Source organism: Amorphus orientalis (assembly GCF_030814015.1).
Taxonomy (GTDB): domain Bacteria; phylum Pseudomonadota; class Alphaproteobacteria; order Rhizobiales; family Amorphaceae; genus Amorphus; species Amorphus orientalis.
Genome location: NZ_JAUSUL010000001.1, coordinates 196,676 through 214,489, shown reverse-complemented (window position 1 = coordinate 214,489; position 17,814 = coordinate 196,676). Strand labels below are relative to the sequence as shown.

Below are 17,814 nucleotides of genomic sequence, written 5' to 3'. Positions count from 1 at the left end.
GCGAGGTCGAGACGGCGAGGCACGTCTCATGACGAGCCAGCCGGTCGCATGTCTCGCCGGTCGCCGTCTCCGGGCGGCGATCCGGCACGGCAGCCGCTCGACGGAGACCGCACCGGTCGCGGCTTTCGACACCGCAGACGGGGTACCGTGATGAACCATCAATCCGACGCGACCGTCCGGATCCTGTTCGATACGCCGCTGGAGCTTGGCGAAGGGCCCCGCTACGACCCGGTGACCGACACGGCGTGGTGGTTCGACATTTTAGGCCGCGGCCTGTTCGAGCATTCGCTCCAGAGCGGCCGCACCATTCGCCACGACCTCCCCTTCATGGCGAGCGAGATCGCCCGGATCGACGACCGGCGCCAGCTCGTCGCCGCGGAGGACGGGCTCTACGTCCGCGACACGACGACCGGCGGCCTCGACCTGCTGCATCCGCTGGAAGCCGACAACCCCGGCACGCGGTCGAACGACGGCGCGGTGCATCGCTCCGGCGCGCTGTGGATCGGCACCATGGGCAAGGGCGCCGAACCCGGCGCGGGGACGATCTATCATTTCCTCAAAGGCGAACTCCGTCCGCTGTTCGATGCGATCACAATCCCGAACGCCATCGCCTTCACCGAAGACGGCACCACCGCCTATTTCTCCGATACGCCGACGGGCCGGCTGATGCGGGTTCCGGTCGCACCCGAGACCGGCTTGCCTACCGCCGCGCCGACCGTCGTGTACGACCACCGCGATGCGCCGGGCAGCCTCGACGGCGCCGTTATCGATCGCGCCGGCACCATCTGGATCGCGCTGTGGGGGGCCGGCCGCCTTCTGACCCTTTCGCCGGCGGGCGAGCCGATCTCGACCATCCCGGTCTCCGCCGCCCAGCCGAGCTGCCCGGCCACCTTCGGTCGAAACGCCGATCGGCTCCTGGTCACCAGCGCTTGGGAGGGGATGGCCCCAGACGCCCGAGCGGCCGATCCCCACGCCGGCAAGACCTTCGTGATCGAGGACGCGGGCTTCGAAGGCTTCTTTTCACCGGAGGCCCGTCAGGACTGAGCCTCGCCGGCGCCGGCGGCATGCCATTGCGCCCGCGGCCAGGTTTACGCGCCGGCAAGCGAAACCGGGACGAACCGCAGATTTCCCATCGACACAATAATCATATTATATTACTTTTCGGCATCCGGCGAAGACCGGCTAAACGAGGAGGAAACGAATGACTTTCACCCGCACCGCCGCCGGAGCGGCGATGATGCTCACCCTGCTGGCGGCGCCCGCCATGGCGGACGACATGACGGTCGGCTTCTCGCAGATCGGATCGGAATCCGGCTGGCGGGCTGCGGAGACCAGCGTGACCAAGCAGGAAGCGCAGGAGCGCGGCATCAACCTGAAGTTTGCCGACGCCCAGCAGAAACAGGAAAACCAGATCAAGGCGGTTCGCTCGTTCATCGCCCAGGGCGTCGACGCGATCCTGATCGCGCCGGTCGTGGCCACCGGCTGGGAGCAGGTACTGGAAGAGGCCCAGGACGCCGAGATCCCGGTCGTGCTGCTCGATCGCCAGATCGACGCATCCGACGAGCTCTACCTGACGGCGGTAACGTCCGATCAGGTCCACGAGGGCAACGTCGCCGGCAACTGGCTCGTGGAGACCGTCGGCGACGAGCCCTGCAACGTGGTCGAACTCCAGGGCACCACCGGCTCGTCCCCGGCGATCAATCGCAAGAAGGGGTTCGAGGAAGCGATCTCCGGCCACGACAACATCCAGATCGTCCGCTCCCAGACCGGCGACTTCACCCGCACCAAGGGTAAGGAAGTCATGGAGAGCTTCCTCAAGGCGGAAGACGGCGGCAAGGACATCTGCGCGCTCTACGCCCACAACGACGACATGGCTGTCGGCGCGATCCAGGCGATCAAGGAAGCGGGCCTGGCGCCCGGCAAGGACATCCTGGTCGTCTCCATCGACGCGGTTCCGGATATCTTCCAGGCGATGGCGGCCGGCGAGGCCAATGCCACCGTCGAGCTCACCCCGAACATGGCGGGGCCGGCGTTCGACGTCCTCGAGGCCTACCTCAAGGACGGCACCACGCCGCCCAAGTGGATCCAGACGGAATCGAAGCTCTACACCCAGAACGACGATCCAATGAAGGTCTACGAAGAGAAGAAGAACCTCGGCTACTAGAGCGTTTCCAGGCCAAGTGGGAACCGGTTCGCCGTCCGGAAACGCGACCAGACAAAGCTGCCGCAAATTCCGGGCGGGAAACCTCAATACCTCTTTTCGCGCAAGCGCTACCGTCCGGCTCCAGGGAGCCGGACGGATGCCCGAGGGTCGGCCGCAGCGCCAAGCCCGTCTCGTTCCAGGAGAGCCCGGCCCCGGGTCCGTGCGAGTGGCCGCCGACTTTCTGTCCAGCCCGCTTCAGAAGCAGAGCCTCAGGTCGTCTTCGAAACGGCCGCGTGTCCGAACGACGGACGACGGCTTCCCGACTCAGCTGTTCGAGCACGTCCCTTTCGGCCACGCTGACCGAGAACAAACGGAACAGGCTCCAGGGAGACTCCATGCCCCAGCCGCTGCTCAGCGCCAGCGCGATCACCAAGACCTTCTTCGGCATGACGGCGCTCGCCAACGTCGACTTCGAGCTTGAGGCAGGCGAGGTCCACGCCCTTCTCGGCGAGAACGGCGCAGGCAAGTCGACCCTGATCAAGGTGCTGACCGGCGCGCTCCGGCGCGACGCCGGGACCATTGAGATCGAGGGCCAGCCTATCGACCCGCGCGACGTCAAGGACGCGCAGGCGCACGGCATCGGCACCGTCTACCAGGAGGTCAACCTGCTGCCGAACCTGACGGTCGCCGAGAACCTCTTTCTCGGCCGCGAGCCGATGCGCTTCGGCTTCGTCGACAGCCGCGCCGCGGTCCGGCGCTCGCGCGAGATCCTCGCCGGCTACGGCCTCGACATCGACGTCTCCGCGCTGCTGGAGACCTATTCCGTCGCCGTTCAGCAGATCGTCGCCATCGCCCGAGCCGTCGACATCTCCGGCAAGGTGCTGATCCTCGATGAGCCGACGGCCAGCCTCGACGCAGCGGAGGTGGAACGCCTGTTCGCCATCCTCTCCGATCTCAAGCGGCGCGGCATGGGCATCATCTTCATCACCCACTTCCTGGAGCAGGTCTATGCCATCGCGGACCGGACCACGGTGCTGCGCAACGGCCAGTGCATCGGCACCAGATCCATCGCCGATCTGCCGCGCATCGACCTGGTTTCGATGATGCTCGGCCGCGAACTCGAGCAGGAAGAACGCAGCACCGGCGAAGAGCGCGAACCCGGCCCGCCGGTGGTCGCCTTCGAGGGCTATGGGAGGAAAGGGACCCTCGCTCCCTTCGATCTGAAAATCCATGCGGGGGAAGTGGTCGGCCTCGCCGGGCTGCTTGGGTCGGGCCGCACGGAAACGGCCGAGCTCATGTTCGGCATGCAGGAGCCCGACAGCGGGCGGGTCCGCATCGACGGGACCGACCGGCGGCTCACCTCTCCTCGCGCCGCGATCTCCGAGGGCTTCGGCTTCTGCCCGGAGGACCGCAAGCGCGACGGCATCGTCGGCGACCTGTCGATCCGCGAGAACATCATGCTCTCCCTTCAGGCCCGGCGCGGCTGGGCACGGCCGCTGTCGCGGCGCGAGCAGATCGAGCTTGCCGACCGCTACATCGACGCGCTCGACATCCGCACCACCGACCGTGAGAAACCGGTCAAGTTCCTGTCCGGCGGCAACCAGCAGAAGGTCATCCTGGCGCGCTGGCTGGCCACCAACCCGCGCGTGCTCATCCTCGACGAGCCGACCCGCGGCATCGATGTCGGCGCCCACGCCGAAATCATCCGGCTGATCGAGCGCCTGTGCGCCGACGGCATGGCCCTCGTCGTCGCCTCCTCGGAGCTGGAGGAGCTGGTCGCCTATTCGAGCCGGGTGCGCGTGCTGGCCGACCGGCGCCACGTCATCGATCTCACCGGCGACGCCCTGACCACCGACGCGATCATGACAGCGATCGCGGCGACCGACACCGGCCGGGAGAAGGCGGCATGAGCAGTTCCCTCCTGCGCCCGCTCGTCCGTCTGCTCCCCCAGATCATCGCGCTCGCGGTGATCCTCGCCCTCAACACGGCGATCGCCCCCGGATTCCTCGAGGTCTCGTTCGCCGACGGGCGGCTCTACGGCAGCCTGATCGACATCCTCAACCGGGGCGCGCCGACCGCGCTGCTGGCGATCGGCATGACCCTGGTGATCGCGACGCGCGGCATCGACCTGTCGGTCGGCGCGGTCATGGCCATTGCCGGAGCGGTCGCCGCCGCTTTGATCACGTCCGGCGTTCCGCTTGCCTCGACCCTCCTCATCGCCATCGGCGTCGGCACCCTCTGCGGCCTCTGGAACGGAATTCTGGTGGCCGGGCTCTCCATCCAGCCGATCATCGCCACGCTGATCCTGATGGTGGCCGGCCGCGGCATCGCCCAGCTGATCACCGAAGGCGTCATTTTGACCTTCAACGATCCCGGGCTCGTCTTCGTGGGCAGCGGGACCTTTCTTGCCTTGCCGGTTCCGGTCCTCCTGTGGGTCGTGCTGGCCGGCGCCGTCGTCGCGCTGACCCGCCTCACAGCACTCGGCCTGCTGATCGAGACGGTCGGCATCAATCGCAGAGCCGCGACCTATTCCGGCGTGCGCACCGGCATCCTGCTGCTTCTGGTTTATGCGATCTCCGGCCTGTGCGCCTCGGTCGCCGGCATTGTCGCCGCGGCTGACATCAAGGGGGCCGACGCCAACAACGCCGGTCTGTGGCTCGAGCTCGACGCGATCCTGGCGGTGGTCATCGGCGGCACGTCGCTCCTCGGCGGACGCTTCTCCATCGCCGGCTCGCTGCTCGGCGCACTGATCATCCAGTCGATCAACACCGGCATCCTGCTCGCCGGCTTCCCGCCGGAGTTCAACCTGGTGATCAAAGCGGCGATCATCGTCGTCATCCTCGTCGTGCAGTCGCCGGCCAGCCGGACGCTGTTCGCAATCGCCCGGATCCGACGCACCGCACCGACCGACGAGCGCGCCCCGCAGAAGGTGATGTCATGACCTCCTCGCGCTATTTCCCGCTGGCCACGACCGCCGCGATCTTCATCCTGGCCTATGCGCTGTGCGTCGCCCAGTTCCCCGCCATGCTGTCGACCCGCGTCGTCGCCAACCTCCTGACCGACAACGCCTTCCTCGGCATCACGGCCGTCGGCATGACCTTCGTCATCCTGTCCGGCGGCATCGATCTCTCGGTCGGATCGGTGATCGCCTTCAGCGGGGTCTTCCTCGCCGTGGGCATGACCGAATGGGGCATCCCGCCGGTCGCCGCGTTCGTGCTGCTCTTGCTCATAACCGCCTCGTTCGGCGCGATCATGGGGGCGATGATCCACTATCTGGAGATGCCGCCATTCATCGTCACATTGGCTGGCATGTTCTTCGCCCGCGGCATGGCGTTTCTCATCTCGACCGATTCCGTTCCGATCGACGTGCCGCTCTACGACGCGCTTCAGGACATCTATTTCCGCCTGCCCGGCGGCGGACGCCTGACCTTCGTCGGCATGACGATGCTGGCCGTCGTGATCGCGGGGATCATCATCGCTCACCGCACCCGTTTCGGCCGGAATGTCTACGCACTCGGGGGCAACCGGCAGTCGGCGGAGCTGATGGGCGTGCCGGTCGCCCGCACCACCATCGCCATCTACGCCCTTTCGAGCTTTCTGGCGGGGCTTTCGGGAATCGTGTTCTCGCTCTACACCTCGGCCGGCTATTCCCTGGCCGCCGTCGGCGTCGAGCTCGATGCGATCGCTGCGGTGGTGATCGGCGGAACGCTCCTCACGGGCGGCTTCGGCTTCGTCGCGGGAACGCTGATCGGGATTCTCATCATGGGCCTGATCCAGACCTATATTATCTTCGACGGTACCCTTTCGAGTTGGTGGACCAAGATCGTGATCGGCCTGCTTCTGTTCGCCTTCATCGTGCTGCAGCGCGGGCTGGTCTGGATATCCGAGCGCCGCATTGCGGCAGTGCGGGCCGCCGGCACATGAGCGGGGTGTTGCAGCGCGCCATCACCGATCTCCGGCCGCGCAACAGCCACGGCCAGGTGGTCGGTACGCTGGGCCGGGAGATCGTGGCGGGCGTCTATCCGCCGGGGTCAATCCTGCCCGGCGAAGGCGAGCTTGGCGGACGCTTCGGCGTCTCGCGCACGGTGCTGCGGGAGGCGATGAAGACTCTCGCGGCGAAGTCGCTGATCGAGGCGCGCACCCGGGTCGGCACCCGCGTTCTGGAGCGCCACCGCTGGAATCTGCTCGACCACGACGTCCTGAGCTGGCGGGTGGAGGCCGGGCTCGACGACGCCTTCGTCGCCCATCTGGCCACCATGCGGCTCGCCTTCGAGCCGGCCGCCGCCGCGCTTGCCGCCGAGCAGGCGACGGACGAGGACATCGCCCGGCTGCACGAAATCGTCGACCGGATGGGCGATGCGGGCCACGACCGGGCGAGCATCGCCCGCACCGATCTGGAGTTCCATCTCGCGATCGCAGAGATGTCGCGCAACCCGTTCATGCTGGCGATCGGCAGCCTGATCGAGGCGGCGCTGACGATCTCGCTGAAGCACTCGTCGCCGGCGAGCGACCGGGCGCTGATCGCGGAGGTCGCGGGCAATCACCGCGCCATCGTCGATGCCATCGCGCAGCGCGACGAGGCCGCGACCCGGGCGGCAATGGCCAGGGTCATCGAACTCGGCAGCGAGCGGACCCTGCGCTCCCTCGGCAAGACGGCCGGCGCAGCCACCGAGCGGTCCGGCGGACCACGTTAGAGCATCTACCGTTCAGATTGAAACAATCTGAACCAGAAGGAATTGCTCAACCTATTGAACCTGGAGCCATTTCCAATCGATCAGGTGGTTCCACCCGATCGGAAAAGGCTCTGGACCGCCTGGTACCCGACCAACCGTCGTTTTCGCATTCGGCGGAGCTTTCCGCGGGAAGGCAGCCTCAAGTATGCGCTTTTCGCAAGCGCCCTGCCGCGACAGACGTCCGCCGACCGGGATCAGCTCAGGCGTCATCTTCTCAAGCCACGTCGAACCACAGCCGCGTCGGGCCGGCCATAGCCGCTCGTGGGCCAGCCGTCATGCAGGCATATACCTGCACTTGACATGCAGGTATATGCCTGCATATTAGAGACATGATTGAAGGTGAGCCGACGGACGACGACCGCGTTTTCAAGGCGCTGGCCGATCCGACCCGCAGAAAGCTCCTCGACCGTCTCCATGAGCGGAACGGGCGGACTCTCGGGGAACTCTGCGAAGCGATGGAAATGACGCGTCAGTCAGTGACCCAGCATCTGGGCCTGCTGGAAGACGCCAATCTGATCAGCACGGTGAGGCGGGGCCGAGAGAAGCTCCACTTCATCAATCCGGTGCCGCTCCACGATGTCTACGAGCGATGGGTTCGCAAGTTCGAAATGGACCGCCTCGCGTTGCTTCACGATCTGAAAGGCCGTCTCGAAGGAAAAAAGTCATGACCGTAAAATCTGCGAGCTTCGTCTATGTCACCTATATCCGGACCACTCCTGAAGAACTCTTCAAGGCGATCACCGCCCCGGAAATCGCGCGGCGATACTGGGGACACGAAAATGTCTCCGACTGGACGCCGGGCTCCAAGTGGGAACACGTCCGCGCAAACGACGAACGTCCCGTCGAGATCGTCGGCACTGTTGTCGAGATCGACCCGCCCCGCCGCCTGGTCCTCACCTGGTCAGCCGCATCCAAAGCCGGAGATCCCGACGAGGAAAGCCGCGTCGTCTTCGAAATCGAAGGCCTGGATACGGGGATGGTCAAACTCGTCGTGACTCACGACCAGCTCCAGCCCGGCAGTGGCATGGAAAAGGGCATCAGCAAGGGATGGCCGCTGGTCCTGTCCAGCCTGAAATCCTTCATCGAAACCGGAACCGGGCTCGATTTCTGAGACCCGAACACGTCAGGCAATCGGAGGTCGACATGACCAACACCTACTCCGGCCAATGCGCCTGCAAAGCCGTCCGCATCACGGCGAAGGGCGACCCTGTCGCCGAACTTCACTGCCAATGCACGCACTGCCAGCTTCGGTCCGGTACGGGCCACAGCTCCTTCATCGTCTTTGCCGGTGAGGATGCGGTGACGACCAGCGGCGAGGTCCGGAGCTGGTCGGTCATCGCAGACAGCGGGAACGAGAAGCATCATACATTCTGTCCACGCTGCGGGACGCCGATCCACGTGACATCCCCGGCCAACCCCGGCATTACGGCGATCAGCGCGGTCCTGCTGGACAAGGCTGACCGGTTTGCGCCGACGTTCGTCGCCTACGCAAGCCGGGGCCTGCCCTGGGATACCCTCGATCCGACGCTGACCAGGTTTGACAAAGCGGCGGCCGGCTGACCCGCGAAACATCACCGGCCCTGCATGCCACCGACCCGAAAGACGGTGATGAAGGCCTCCGCGGTCCTGTTGACCGGATTCTGATGGCCGATCACGTTCCGAACCTGGCGCACCTGTATGCGCAAATGGGTCGGCTAGAAACACCCGAACGATGAGAGATGGCTTGAGACTGAATTGCTTGAGCAAGTCCTCTTCGTTCGGGCTGGGTCAGCCTGAACGGGACTGCTCTAGGTCCGGAATGTGGAAGGCGGCATTGTGTCGGCGATTTCGCGGGCCCGGCTGAGATGCCCGCGCAGCAGCCGCTCGGCCTTTTCGGCCTCTCCGGCCAGGATGGCCTTCGCAATCTCCCGGTGTTCGGCGACCGAATCCTCGTACATCGCCGGCGTCATCGCTCCGCTGAGCTGAAGCATGATGAGGGGCAGCTGTAGCTGGCTCGACAGCTCGGCGAGCTGCGCGTTGCCGCAGACCGCGAGGATCGCCTTGTGGAAGCGCCAGTTCTCGTCGTGATAGGCCGCCCCTGAAAGGCGGGGCGCTTCGCTCCAGATCGGCTGGATCATCGTCTCGAAGCGGCTCCTGTTGTCGCCCTTGTCGATGACCTGGGCGGCCAGCTTGACCGCAAGCCCCTCCAGAGCCTCGCGGATCTGAAAAAGCTCCAGCGTCTCCTGATAGGACAGCCGGCGGACCACCGCCCCCCTGTGCGGAACGAGCTCCAGGAGACCCTCGGCCGACAGCCGCCGGAACGCCTCGCGCAGCGGTCCCCGACTGACGCCGAAATCGCGGGTCAGATCCGCCTCGATCAGGCGCTGGCCGGGTGCGTATCGATTGTTGAGGATCCCGTCGCGCAGGCCGGCGACGAGCCGCTCGACCGTTCCCCCGCGCGCAACGCCTTCGTTCGGTGCCACGGTTGCAGACATCGTCCCCTCGCACTCCGCTCGCTGCCACCACTTAGCCCTGTCGGCCGGGATCAGGCAATATTGACAGGGCAGAATTGTCCTACAAGAATGAAAGGCAGACAAGACTGCCGGGTGTTCTGCCAGAGCGGAACGCGACCGGGCAGCACCGAGGAAACGTGCGGGCGGACCGAAGCGTCGCCGCAGTCGGACCTTCCGGTCCGCAAGCAAGGGGAGTTGCCTGGTGCTTATCGGCAAGCAGGGCAAAACCGCGCCCGCCATCTGCAGGGCGAACCTGGACGGCATCGCGGTCCGCGGTCGCGGCCTGTCCAGCGATCTGACGAACTGCATCAGCTTCACCGGGCTTTTCCGTGCGTTCGCCACCGGCCGCAGGATCGACAAAGCGGATGCGGCGCAATGAGCATGCTCGAACCGGACATCGAGACGCTCGACTGGCAGGAACAGCAGCGCCAGGACGACGTCCTCTACCGCCGGCAGATCGCCTTCCTGCTGGAGAATTCACGCTTCTATCGCCAGAAGCTCACCGATGCCGGGTTTCCGACAGCGGACGCGATCGGGGGCCTTGCGGACATCGCTCGCCTGCCGATGACGGAAAAGGATGACCTCCGGGCCACGCGCACCGAGGCCGATCCGATCGGGACGCACCTGGCCGTTCCGATGAGCGAGCTCGCCCGGATCTATTCGACCAGCGGCACGACGGGGACACCGAGCTACATTCCGCTCACGGCCGGCGATCTCGACAACTGGGTCAGGACGTCCGCCCGCTCCTATGCCGCCTCTGGGGTCGAGGCGGGGCAGGCCATCGTGTCGACCTACAATGCCGGGCCGTTCGTCGCCGGATCGGCGCTGGATGCCTTCAACCGGATCGGCCTCTGCCACATCCCGGTCGGCACCGGAAACACCGAGCGGCTGATGGCGGCGATCACGCGACTTCATCCCCAGGCGCTGGTCTGCACGCCGTCTTACGCGCTGCATCTCGCCGAATGGGCTCGCGAGCGCGGCATCGACCTGCCGTCCTGCAGCGTGCAGCGAATCCTCGTCGCCGGCGAACCGGGCGGCGGAGAGGCTGCCATGCGCGGCAAGCTGGAGGAAGCCTGGGGCGCGACGGTCACCGAGGCCATGGGTATCGGCGACATCGGCGCCTCGCTCTGGGGCGAGTGCGAAGAGCAGCAGGGCATGCATTTCTGCGCCCGCGGCTTCGTCCACATCGAGCTGATCGACCCGGAGACGGGCGAGGCCGTTCCCATGGAAGACGGCGCCACCGGGGAACTGGTCTACACGCACCTGGCACACCGCGCGGCTCCGCTGCTGCGCTTCCGCTCCCGCGATCACGTGATGATCCGGACCGAAACCTGCGCCTGCGGCCGCACCTCCCCCCGGGTGCGCTGCATCGGACGCACCGACGACATGCTCATCGTGCGCGGCGTCAACGTCTTTCCGTCCGCGATCCGCGAGGTCGTCAACGAGTTTGCCCCGGCCGTCACCGGCGTGATTTCGGTGCGACCGGGATCGAAGGGCGTGAAGCAGGCGCCGCCGCTCAAGGTTCTCGTGGAGCTCACGGACGGCGACGCGCCGGACGGCCTCGCCGACCGCATCCGACAGCGGGTGCGCGACACGCTGGTGGTGACCACCAGCATCGAACTGGTCGCCGCCGGCGCCCTGCCGCGCAGCGAATACAAGTCCAAGCTCATCGACTACTCCGAGGCGAGCTGAAGCGCCCCGGCCATCGAAGACTGAAAACAGGGAGGAAACCATGACCAGAATTGCAGCCATCCTCGGCGTTGCGGCGGGCGCCCTGCTCGCCGGCCAGGCCCATGCGGCCGAATACGAGCTGAAGGTGTCGTCAATGTTCCCGTCGACGCACTTCATCCAGACGCTCGCCATGGAGCCTTGGGCGGAAGAGATCGAGAAGCGGACCGACGGACGGGTCAACTTCACCTTCTTCCCGGCCGGCTCCTCGCTCGGCGACGCCACCCGTCAGTTCGACCAGGCGCGCAACGGCGTCGCCGACGTGTCCGTGGGCATCCCCGCCATCCCGCGCGGCCGCCATCCCCGCTCCGTGCTGGTCGAGCTGCCGTTCACCGTGCCGAACTCGGAAGTCGGCACCTGCGCCATGATGAAGATGAAGGACGAATTCGCCCCGGACTATCCGGGCACCAAGGTCCTCTATCTCACCGTGACGGAACCGAGTGCGGCGCACACCACCAAGGAGATCAAGACCCTCGACGATCTCGAGGGCATGCGCATCCGCACGCCGACCCCGGCGATCACCGCGATGCTGGAAGAGATCGGCGCGACCCCGGTCGGCATGCCTCCGAGCGAGATCTACGAGAGCGTGGAGCGCGGCGTGGTCGACGGCAACATCATGCCGTGGGGTCCGGTCGGTGCCTTCAAGCTCTACGAGGTGCTCGACTATCACCTCGACGCCGGCATCAACCCGGTCGCCATGTACATCGTCTTCAACCAGCGCAAGTACGACAGCCTGCCGGAGGACATCCAGCAGACGATCGACGAGGTCAGCGAGGAGGTCTTCTCCAACTGGGGCCGCTGGTGGCACGAGACCGACCAGGAGGCCATCGAAGCCGCCAAGGCCGCTGGCAACACCGTCATCCCGATGAGCGACGCCCAGCGGGAAGAGTGGCGCGAGCGCCTTCAGCCGGTGATCGAGAACTACCTCTCGAACAATTCCGACATGTCGGAATCGGATGCCAAGGCGCTCTACGCATCCATTCGCGAGGCCGTTAAAACCTGCGAATAGACGGTCGATGCCGGAGGGCGGCGCGCGTTGCCGCCCTCCCCACTCCACGGGGCTCCGACATGAAGCGGTTCACGCTCTATCTGGCGCTTGCCGGCACGGCGGCCTTTCTGGTCGCCGTTGTGCTGACGGTCATCGACATCCTGCTGCGCTCCGTCAGCACCCTGACCGTGCACGGCCTCACCGACATCGTCACGCTGTGCACCATGATCGGCGCCATGCTCGCCATTCCCTACGGCTTCGCGTCCGACCAGCAGGTCTCGATCGATGTCTTCACCAGCCGCATGTCGCCCCGGCTGCAGGCCGGTCTGCGCGTCTTCGCCGCCCTTCTCGGCCTGATCTTCCTTGCCGGCGTCACCTGGTTCGCGTCCGGTCAGATGCTGACCGAGTACGGATACGGCGACCGCAGCCAGTCGATCGGCATACCCATGGTCTGGTACTGGATCCCGCTTCTGACAGGGATCGGGCTTGCCGCCATCGTCAACGTCGCGCTCGCGGTCCGCGAGATCCGCTCCCTGATCCGAGGCTGAGCCCATGTCCGCTCCCATCGTCGGCGTCCTGGGCCTCGTCGCCCTTCTCGGCCTGATCGCCGTCCGCGTTCCCGTCGCCATCGCCATGGGCGTCGTCGGCATCGCCGGCGGCGTCTATCTGAACGGCTGGTACAGCCTCGGCTTCGTGCTGGGCTCCCAGCCCTTCGTGACGACCTCCAGCTATTCCCTGTCGGTGATCCCGCTGTTCGTGATGATGGGCGCGTTCGCCTCGCGGGCCGGCCTTTCCGCCTCGCTCTACCAGGCGCTGCATTCTCTGATCGGGCACTGGCGGGGCGGGCTGGCCTCCGCCACGATCGGGGCCTGCGCCCTGTTCGGTGCCGTGTGCGGATCGAGCCTTGCCACCGCCGCGACCATGGCGCGGGTCGCCGTCCCCGAGATGACCGCGATCGGATACGACAAGCGGCTCAGCTCCGGCGCACTCGCCGCCGGCGGGACGCTCGGCATCCTGATCCCGCCCTCCATCATCATGGTGATCTTCGCACTTCTCACCGAGCAGTCGATCGGACGGATGTTCCTCGCCGGTTTGATCCCCGGCTTCCTGGCGGCTGCGCTTTATATGTGCGCGGTCTACGCGACGGCCCGCTTGAGACCGGACTGGGCGCCGCGCACCCCGCGCCCGGAAGTGTTCCACCGCCTGCGCGCCGCGCGCCAGATGGCGCCGATCCTTGCGCTTTTCATCGTGGTGATGGGCGGCATCTATGTGGGCATCTTCTCGCCGACCGAAGCCGCCGCCGTGGGTGCGTTCGGCGCGATCGTGCTGGCCGCGATCCGCGGGGCGCTCACCTGGGAGGTCACCCGCGAGGCGCTGGTGGAAACGGCCGTGACCACCGGCCTCCTGTTCATGATCCTGATCGGCACGTCGGTCCTGCAGTTCTTCATCGAGACCTCGACCCTGCCGCGCGTCATCGTCGACTGGATCAACGCCCTCGGCCTGCCGCCGCTGGGCGTGGTGATCATGATCCTGCTGCTCTACGTGATCCTCGGCTGCTTCCTGGACAGCCTCTCGATGATGCTGATCACGCTGCCGATCGTGTTCCCGATCATCCTCGACCTCGGCTACGATCCGATCTGGTTCGGCATCCTGGTGGTCTCGGTCGTCGAGATCGGACTGATCACGCCGCCACTCGGGATGAATCTCTACGTCATAACCGGCGCCGTCGACGGCCTGCGGTTCGGAACGGTGGCCGCCGGCGTCATGCCCTTCCTGGCGGCGGATGCGGTCCGCATCGCCCTCCTCGTCGCGATCCCTGCCCTCTCTCTCGCCCTGCCCGACCTGCTGATGTGAGCCGGCCCAAGAGGTCCGGCCCCGCATCCCGATTGGGGCATTGACGTCGCGGGGTAGACCGCCCCCTTCGCGGTACCGCCGCGGGACGACGCGCATACCAATTACTTGACGAGCCCAGGCAAGCTGAGGTCGCTCGACGCGATGTCAAAGACATCAGTCACGCACAGAAGCGGCGCATGGATGTTGGCGTTAATGCGCAACGCGGCGGTGACGCCGTCATAGCGCGCGCCGGCTGCCGTCTTTGGATCGGCGAACGGCACGCGTACGGAGACTTCCGGTCCGTCGAACAGCGGCGTGTAACCCGGGCTGTCAATGAAGATCGGAAAGCCGGGCCATGTGGCCGGCATAGCCGGCTCCTCACCCTCTGGAATGTCCCGGACGCCGAGGGCCCCATCGCCGCATCCGTCAGTCGGGGCGAGAACCACCCAGTGGCTGTGCCATAGCGCACCATCATTCCCCGGATCGCCGTCGGCGTCTTCGTCGAAAAGCGGTGTGTCATCGAAATCAGGGTGGGTTGTCGCAGCAAGCGCGAGGATCCCGGTGTCGCCCTCAAATCCCACTGCCGAAGGATCGAGCGACGTGGGCCAGACATAGGAGAGGACCGGTGCACCAGCCAGCGATCCGGTTGGTTCCGGGATCTGCGATCCGGCGATCCCCCTGGTGGTCATGTGAAACACGACCTGCCGCCCGTCGTGATGAACGTGCGCGGCCAGGATATCGAACGCTGCGGCCTTAGAGCTGTCTGGCGATGAGCGGACGGCTTCGTCCTGGTCGATCGCGTGACTGCCGTCGGCGTAGGCCGATCCGGCGATGAGCACAGCTGCCGCCGCAAACAGGATTTCCTTGGTCATGACTTGGTTCTCCTTGGGGTGTCAAGAACCGCATCATTAGTAGCGAGTCGAAACTATTGCAATAGTGGTTTCGACTCGCTATTGTTTCTGCATGAGCCGAGCTGATCGAATCCAGAGCCTGATCAATCGGATGGCGCGTTTGGACGCCGCCGAAACGTGGACGGACGAGCTGAACCCAGCGCAGCTCGCCGCACTCGCCTACCTGTCGCGCGCAAACCGGTTTTCCCGCTCCCCCTCGCAGGTGGCCGAGTATCTGGGCGCGACGCGGGGGACGGTGTCGCAGACCCTGAAAGCCCTCGAGCGAAAGGGCTACGTGCATGAGACGCGCTCGCAGAGCGACAAGCGATCGATTTCCTACGAGCTGACCGCCGCGGGAGCGGATGCGGCGGCCCGACGAAGCCCGCTCTCAGTCGCCCTCGGCCGGCTTGAAGATTCCACGGCCGCCGAGCTGGAGGACACCTTGAGTGCGCTTCTTTCCTCCATCATTCGGGCCAATGGCGGACGCCCGTTCGGGGTCTGCCGGACATGCAGACATTTTCGCCGGAACGCGGAAGGCGCGTTCTGTGCCCTGCTTTCGGTCCCGCTTTCCGCCTCCGAGACCGAAAAAATTTGTCAGGAACAAGAGCCCGTATGACCCTGCGCGCTACGATCGAATTACTCTGTGTCGGCCAGGTGGAAGAGCGTTGGCCAGGGCGTCCGCCTTCTGCGATCGCAAAGCGTCCGACAGGTGACCGGGTCAAGGTCACGGCTTCCGGCTTGGCTCTCGACAGTCAGGCGGACCTTTCCGTACACGGAGGGCCGGAGAAAGCGATCCATCACTACGCAGCGGACCATTATCCGGCTTGGCGCTCCGAGCTGGTGCGAGACGACTTGCAGCCGGGAGGGTTCGGGGAGAACATCTCCACCAGCGGCCTGACCGAGGATATCCTCTGTATCGGTGACATTCTCACCTTTGGCACGGCGACTGTGCAGGTCAGTCAGGGCCGGCAGCCGTGCTGGAAACTCAATGCCCATACCAACGAGAAGCGAATGGCGGCACTCTTTCAGAAGACGGCGCGAACCGGCTGGTATTACCGTGTTCTGGAGCCCGGCACCGTCAAACAGGGTGACACAATTTCACTGGTCGAACGCCTCTGGCCTGAATGGACGGTGCAGCGAGTCACGCAGGCCCGGCTCACACGTCGAATCGGGTCGGAGGCCGCCGCGACCTTGTCCCGTCTCCCCGCATTAAGCGAAAGTTGGCGGACCGCCTTCGCCCGCATCTCCGAGAAAGACCTTTCGGAGGACACAACCGCGCGCCTAGGCGGAAAGTGACCCGAACAGCCGACAGCCTGCCGCGAGCGGCATCGCCGCGGCGTATCCGCTACGCCCAGGTCAAGGTCTGCACCGGAAATCGTTGAGCACTATGGACCTGCAGTGCCCCTGACTGTGCCAGGAACGCCAAAAAGCCCCGCTCTCTCCGAGCCGGGTCTTCGGCAAAACGCTACCTTTTCAGATAGTTAGTTGGTTGCGGGGGTAGGATTTGAACCTACGACCTTCAGGTTATGAGCCTGACGAGCTACCGGGCTGCTCCACCCCGCGTCAACTGCAGGCGCTCATGTAGCAAAGCGCCGCCGCCGGTGAAAGGGTCCAGCGACATTTTTTTGTCATACGAGCCATTCGTCCACTGCAGAGATCGAACGGCTCGATAGAGAACCATCAGCCGGAAGCCAACCGGCTCCGGCCGGCGTGTGGTGCGGGTGGTCGGGATCGAACCGACACTCTGTCACCAGAACTGGATTTTGAGTCCAGCGCGTCTACCAATTCCGCCACACCCGCGGGAACGCGGCGGTTGACGGGCCGCGCCCGGCACGCCGCCGAAGCCGTCCCTGTAGCGGCAAAACGCCCTGCCGCGCAAGCCTCCCGGACGGCTGGCAGCCTGTCGGGACGGTCGGCATATTTCCGCTACCCGCCATCTCGCCTAAGTTGTACTCTGGCCTTCTTTGCCAGGGCTTATCTCGGTTGAACCGATCCGGTTCGGCCGAGATACGCTTGATTTGATTATTGAATTCCGAGCTGCGTCCTTTCGCTCAGATGTTTCAATTGAGCGGCAAAGGCTCGGGTTGGCGGGGGCCGCCGTGGATACAGCTGCGACCGGGATCGACTGCTGGATACCGCCACGGCGGGTGCGGGACGGCGCATCCTCGCACCATCGCGGATTCTGCCGGCGGATCGCCGGTCGCGGAGTCGAGGTTCCCCGGGGACGATGGCCTTGCCGATGGGCCGCCTCTCTACTCGTCACGGCCGCGCTCGCCTGCGCGAGCGGACCGGCCGATGCCGGCGCCTGGCTGTTCGAACCCGGCGACGGCGTGGTGATCGTCACGTCCGCCTTCACCGGATCCGCCAATGCCTACGATGCCGACGGCCGCCTGCAACCGATCCCCGAGTACCGGAAATTCGAGCTTCGCGCCCATATCGAGTACGGCTTCACGCCCTGGCTGACGGGTATCGTGAAGAGCGAGGGACGCCTGGAGGTGCAGGATCTGGATGTCAGAACGGCCGGCGTCGACGGGATAGGGGCACGTGTTCGACTGAAGGAAACCGATCGCGCGGTCCTTGCCGCCCAGGTGATCGGCTACACGCCCGGTCTCGATCGCAACGGCGCCTGGATCGAAAGCGAACCGGCGGCCCTGGATGCCCGGGTGCTGTTCGGGCGCGGCTTCACGGCGTTTGGGCGCCATGCCTTCTTCGACGTTCAGGGGGCGTACCGTTTCAGCGCCGGCGGAACGGACGATGAGGTCCACGTCGACCTGACGCTCGGCTTCAGACCCGTCGAGCGATGGCTGCTGCTCGCCCAGTCCTTCTCGACGATCTCGGTGGGCGCGGAGGAGCCCTATCGCTATCACAAGATCCAGGCCAGCGCGGTGTGCCGCGTGTACAAGGGATTCAGCCTGCAGGTCGGCGCAACCGGGACGGTCGGCGGTGTCTCCGCGCTTCAGGAGCGCGGTGCCTTCGCCGCGATCTGGTACGAATTCTGACGACCCGA

19 protein-coding genes and 2 tRNA genes are annotated in these 17,814 nt (G+C 65.7%); 17 read left to right on the top strand and 4 right to left on the bottom strand.

What is annotated here, in order from left to right; all coding sequences use genetic code 11:
- Nucleotides 1-150 precede the first annotated feature (150 nt).
- The 9 genes from J2S73_RS00990 to J2S73_RS00950 all read left to right on the top strand — a co-directional run bounded on the left by J2S73_RS00990 (nucleotide 151) and on the right by J2S73_RS00950 (nucleotide 8,436).
- The gene (locus J2S73_RS00990; protein WP_306883557.1) at nucleotides 151-1,044 is read left to right on the top strand and encodes an SMP-30/gluconolactonase/LRE family protein; all 894 of its coding nucleotides are present in this window, start codon (nucleotides 151-153) and stop codon (nucleotides 1,042-1,044) included.
- Between the two features lie 157 nt (nucleotides 1,045-1,201).
- Nucleotides 1,202-2,164 (top strand): galactofuranose ABC transporter, galactofuranose-binding protein YtfQ, encoded by a 963-nt coding sequence (ytfQ, locus tag J2S73_RS00985; protein ID WP_306883556.1) that lies wholly within the window; start codon nucleotides 1,202-1,204, stop codon nucleotides 2,162-2,164.
- 374 nt (nucleotides 2,165-2,538) lie between these two features.
- Entirely contained in the window at nucleotides 2,539-4,053 is a 1,515-nt protein-coding gene (gene ytfR, locus J2S73_RS00980) for a galactofuranose ABC transporter, ATP-binding protein YtfR (protein ID WP_306883555.1), read from the top strand.
- On the top strand, nucleotides 4,050-5,084 hold the full coding sequence (locus J2S73_RS00975) for an ABC transporter permease (protein WP_306883554.1): 1,035 nt from the start codon (nucleotides 4,050-4,052) through the stop codon (nucleotides 5,082-5,084). The genes ytfR and J2S73_RS00975 overlap by 4 nt, the downstream gene beginning before the upstream one ends.
- The gene (gene yjfF / locus J2S73_RS00970) at nucleotides 5,081-6,067 is read left to right on the top strand and encodes a galactofuranose ABC transporter, permease protein YjfF (RefSeq protein WP_306883553.1); all 987 of its coding nucleotides are present in this window, start codon (nucleotides 5,081-5,083) and stop codon (nucleotides 6,065-6,067) included. Before J2S73_RS00975 ends, yjfF begins: the two co-directional genes overlap by 4 nt.
- A complete protein-coding gene (locus tag J2S73_RS00965; protein WP_306883552.1) occupies nucleotides 6,064-6,837 on the top strand; it encodes a FadR/GntR family transcriptional regulator in 774 nt (257 codons plus the stop codon). The genes yjfF and J2S73_RS00965 overlap by 4 nt, the downstream gene beginning before the upstream one ends.
- A gap of 368 nt (nucleotides 6,838-7,205) precedes the next feature.
- Nucleotides 7,206-7,544, top strand: coding sequence for an ArsR/SmtB family transcription factor (locus J2S73_RS00960; protein WP_306883551.1), 339 nt, complete (start codon nucleotides 7,206-7,208; stop codon nucleotides 7,542-7,544).
- A complete protein-coding gene (locus J2S73_RS00955) occupies nucleotides 7,541-7,987 on the top strand; it encodes an SRPBCC family protein (RefSeq protein WP_306883550.1) in 447 nt (148 codons plus the stop codon). The genes J2S73_RS00960 and J2S73_RS00955 overlap by 4 nt, the downstream gene beginning before the upstream one ends.
- 32 nt (nucleotides 7,988-8,019) lie before the next feature.
- Nucleotides 8,020-8,436, top strand: coding sequence for a GFA family protein (locus tag J2S73_RS00950; protein WP_306883549.1), 417 nt, complete (start codon nucleotides 8,020-8,022; stop codon nucleotides 8,434-8,436).
- 227 nt (nucleotides 8,437-8,663) lie between these two features.
- Here J2S73_RS00950 and J2S73_RS00945 read toward each other — a convergent pair whose 3' ends face one another.
- Nucleotides 8,664-9,350, bottom strand: coding sequence for a GntR family transcriptional regulator (locus J2S73_RS00945; RefSeq protein WP_306883548.1), 687 nt, complete (start codon nucleotides 9,348-9,350; stop codon nucleotides 8,664-8,666).
- Between the two features lie 220 nt (nucleotides 9,351-9,570).
- Here J2S73_RS00945 and J2S73_RS00940 point away from each other — a divergent pair, with 220 nt between their 5' ends.
- From J2S73_RS00940 to J2S73_RS00920, 5 genes are read left to right on the top strand one after another with little or no spacing between them, the layout of a single operon-like run.
- Entirely contained in the window at nucleotides 9,571-9,747 is a 177-nt protein-coding gene (locus J2S73_RS00940) for a hypothetical protein (RefSeq protein WP_306883547.1), read from the top strand.
- Nucleotides 9,744-11,060 carry a phenylacetate--CoA ligase family protein gene (locus tag J2S73_RS00935; protein ID WP_306883546.1) on the top strand — a complete coding sequence of 439 codons (1,317 nt, stop codon included), beginning with the start codon at nucleotides 9,744-9,746 and terminating at the stop codon, nucleotides 11,058-11,060. The genes J2S73_RS00940 and J2S73_RS00935 overlap by 4 nt, the downstream gene beginning before the upstream one ends.
- Before the next feature lie 40 nt (nucleotides 11,061-11,100).
- Nucleotides 11,101-12,105: a TRAP transporter substrate-binding protein gene (locus J2S73_RS00930; RefSeq protein ID WP_306883545.1), complete on the top strand. Its 1,005-nt coding sequence runs from the start codon at nucleotides 11,101-11,103 to the stop codon at nucleotides 12,103-12,105.
- Nucleotides 12,106-12,164: 59 nt separating this feature from the next.
- Nucleotides 12,165-12,632: a TRAP transporter small permease gene (locus J2S73_RS00925; RefSeq protein WP_306883544.1), complete on the top strand. Its 468-nt coding sequence runs from the start codon at nucleotides 12,165-12,167 to the stop codon at nucleotides 12,630-12,632.
- Between the two features lie 4 nt (nucleotides 12,633-12,636).
- Nucleotides 12,637-13,938: a TRAP transporter large permease gene (locus J2S73_RS00920; protein ID WP_306883543.1), complete on the top strand. Its 1,302-nt coding sequence runs from the start codon at nucleotides 12,637-12,639 to the stop codon at nucleotides 13,936-13,938.
- Nucleotides 13,939-14,039: 101 nt separating this feature from the next.
- On the opposite strand, the gene J2S73_RS00915 is transcribed toward J2S73_RS00920, so the two are convergent.
- Nucleotides 14,040-14,789 (bottom strand): hypothetical protein, encoded by a 750-nt coding sequence (locus tag J2S73_RS00915; protein WP_306883542.1) that lies wholly within the window; start codon nucleotides 14,787-14,789, stop codon nucleotides 14,040-14,042.
- Nucleotides 14,790-14,919: 130 nt separating this feature from the next.
- On the opposite strand from J2S73_RS00915, the gene J2S73_RS00910 reads away from it, so the two are divergent.
- Both J2S73_RS00910 and J2S73_RS00905 read left to right on the top strand, forming a co-directional pair.
- Complete coding sequence (locus J2S73_RS00910) at nucleotides 14,920-15,423, top strand: MarR family winged helix-turn-helix transcriptional regulator (RefSeq protein WP_306883541.1); 504 nt, start codon at nucleotides 14,920-14,922, stop codon at nucleotides 15,421-15,423.
- Nucleotides 15,420-16,103 (top strand): MOSC domain-containing protein, encoded by a 684-nt coding sequence (locus J2S73_RS00905; RefSeq protein WP_306883540.1) that lies wholly within the window; start codon nucleotides 15,420-15,422, stop codon nucleotides 16,101-16,103. Before J2S73_RS00910 ends, J2S73_RS00905 begins: the two co-directional genes overlap by 4 nt.
- A 190-nt stretch (nucleotides 16,104-16,293) precedes the next feature.
- Here the strand turns inward: J2S73_RS00905 and J2S73_RS00900 are convergent.
- Both J2S73_RS00900 and J2S73_RS00895 read right to left on the bottom strand, forming a co-directional pair.
- Nucleotides 16,294-16,370: transfer RNA gene (locus J2S73_RS00900), tRNA-Met, on the bottom strand.
- Between the two features lie 150 nt (nucleotides 16,371-16,520).
- Nucleotides 16,521-16,607: transfer RNA gene (locus J2S73_RS00895), tRNA-Leu, on the bottom strand.
- Nucleotides 16,608-16,906: 299 nt separating this feature from the next.
- Here J2S73_RS00895 and J2S73_RS00890 point away from each other — a divergent pair.
- A complete protein-coding gene (locus tag J2S73_RS00890) occupies nucleotides 16,907-17,806 on the top strand; it encodes a hypothetical protein (protein WP_306883539.1) in 900 nt (299 codons plus the stop codon).
- Nucleotides 17,807-17,814 lie beyond the last annotated feature (8 nt).

Excerpts from the sequence above, each read along its gene's own strand:
- J2S73_RS00920 (WP_306883543.1), top strand. The coding sequence starts at position 12,637 with ATGTCCGCTCCCATCGTCGGCGTCCTGGGCCTCGTCGCCCTTCTCGGC.
- ytfQ (WP_306883556.1), top strand. The coding sequence starts at position 1,202 with ATGACTTTCACCCGCACCGCCGCCGGAGCGGCGATGATGCTCACCCTG.
- J2S73_RS00955 (WP_306883550.1), top strand. The coding sequence starts at position 7,541 with ATGACCGTAAAATCTGCGAGCTTCGTCTATGTCACCTATATCCGGACC.
- ytfR (WP_306883555.1), top strand. The coding sequence starts at position 2,539 with ATGCCCCAGCCGCTGCTCAGCGCCAGCGCGATCACCAAGACCTTCTTC.
- J2S73_RS00945 (WP_306883548.1), bottom strand. The coding sequence starts at position 9,350 with ATGTCTGCAACCGTGGCACCGAACGAAGGCGTTGCGCGCGGGGGAACG.
- J2S73_RS00910 (WP_306883541.1), top strand. The coding sequence starts at position 14,920 with ATGGCGCGTTTGGACGCCGCCGAAACGTGGACGGACGAGCTGAACCCA.
- J2S73_RS00905 (WP_306883540.1), top strand. The coding sequence starts at position 15,420 with ATGACCCTGCGCGCTACGATCGAATTACTCTGTGTCGGCCAGGTGGAA.
- J2S73_RS00925 (WP_306883544.1), top strand. The coding sequence starts at position 12,165 with ATGAAGCGGTTCACGCTCTATCTGGCGCTTGCCGGCACGGCGGCCTTT.
- J2S73_RS00915 (WP_306883542.1), bottom strand. The coding sequence starts at position 14,789 with ATGACCAAGGAAATCCTGTTTGCGGCGGCAGCTGTGCTCATCGCCGGA.
- J2S73_RS00950 (WP_306883549.1), top strand. The coding sequence starts at position 8,020 with ATGACCAACACCTACTCCGGCCAATGCGCCTGCAAAGCCGTCCGCATC.
- J2S73_RS00960 (WP_306883551.1), top strand. The coding sequence starts at position 7,206 with ATGATTGAAGGTGAGCCGACGGACGACGACCGCGTTTTCAAGGCGCTG.
- yjfF (WP_306883553.1), top strand. The coding sequence starts at position 5,081 with ATGACCTCCTCGCGCTATTTCCCGCTGGCCACGACCGCCGCGATCTTC.
- J2S73_RS00930 (WP_306883545.1), top strand. The coding sequence starts at position 11,101 with ATGACCAGAATTGCAGCCATCCTCGGCGTTGCGGCGGGCGCCCTGCTC.
- J2S73_RS00990 (WP_306883557.1), top strand. The coding sequence starts at position 151 with ATGAACCATCAATCCGACGCGACCGTCCGGATCCTGTTCGATACGCCG.
- J2S73_RS00975 (WP_306883554.1), top strand. The coding sequence starts at position 4,050 with ATGAGCAGTTCCCTCCTGCGCCCGCTCGTCCGTCTGCTCCCCCAGATC.
- J2S73_RS00935 (WP_306883546.1), top strand. The coding sequence starts at position 9,744 with ATGAGCATGCTCGAACCGGACATCGAGACGCTCGACTGGCAGGAACAG.
- J2S73_RS00965 (WP_306883552.1), top strand. The coding sequence starts at position 6,064 with ATGAGCGGGGTGTTGCAGCGCGCCATCACCGATCTCCGGCCGCGCAAC.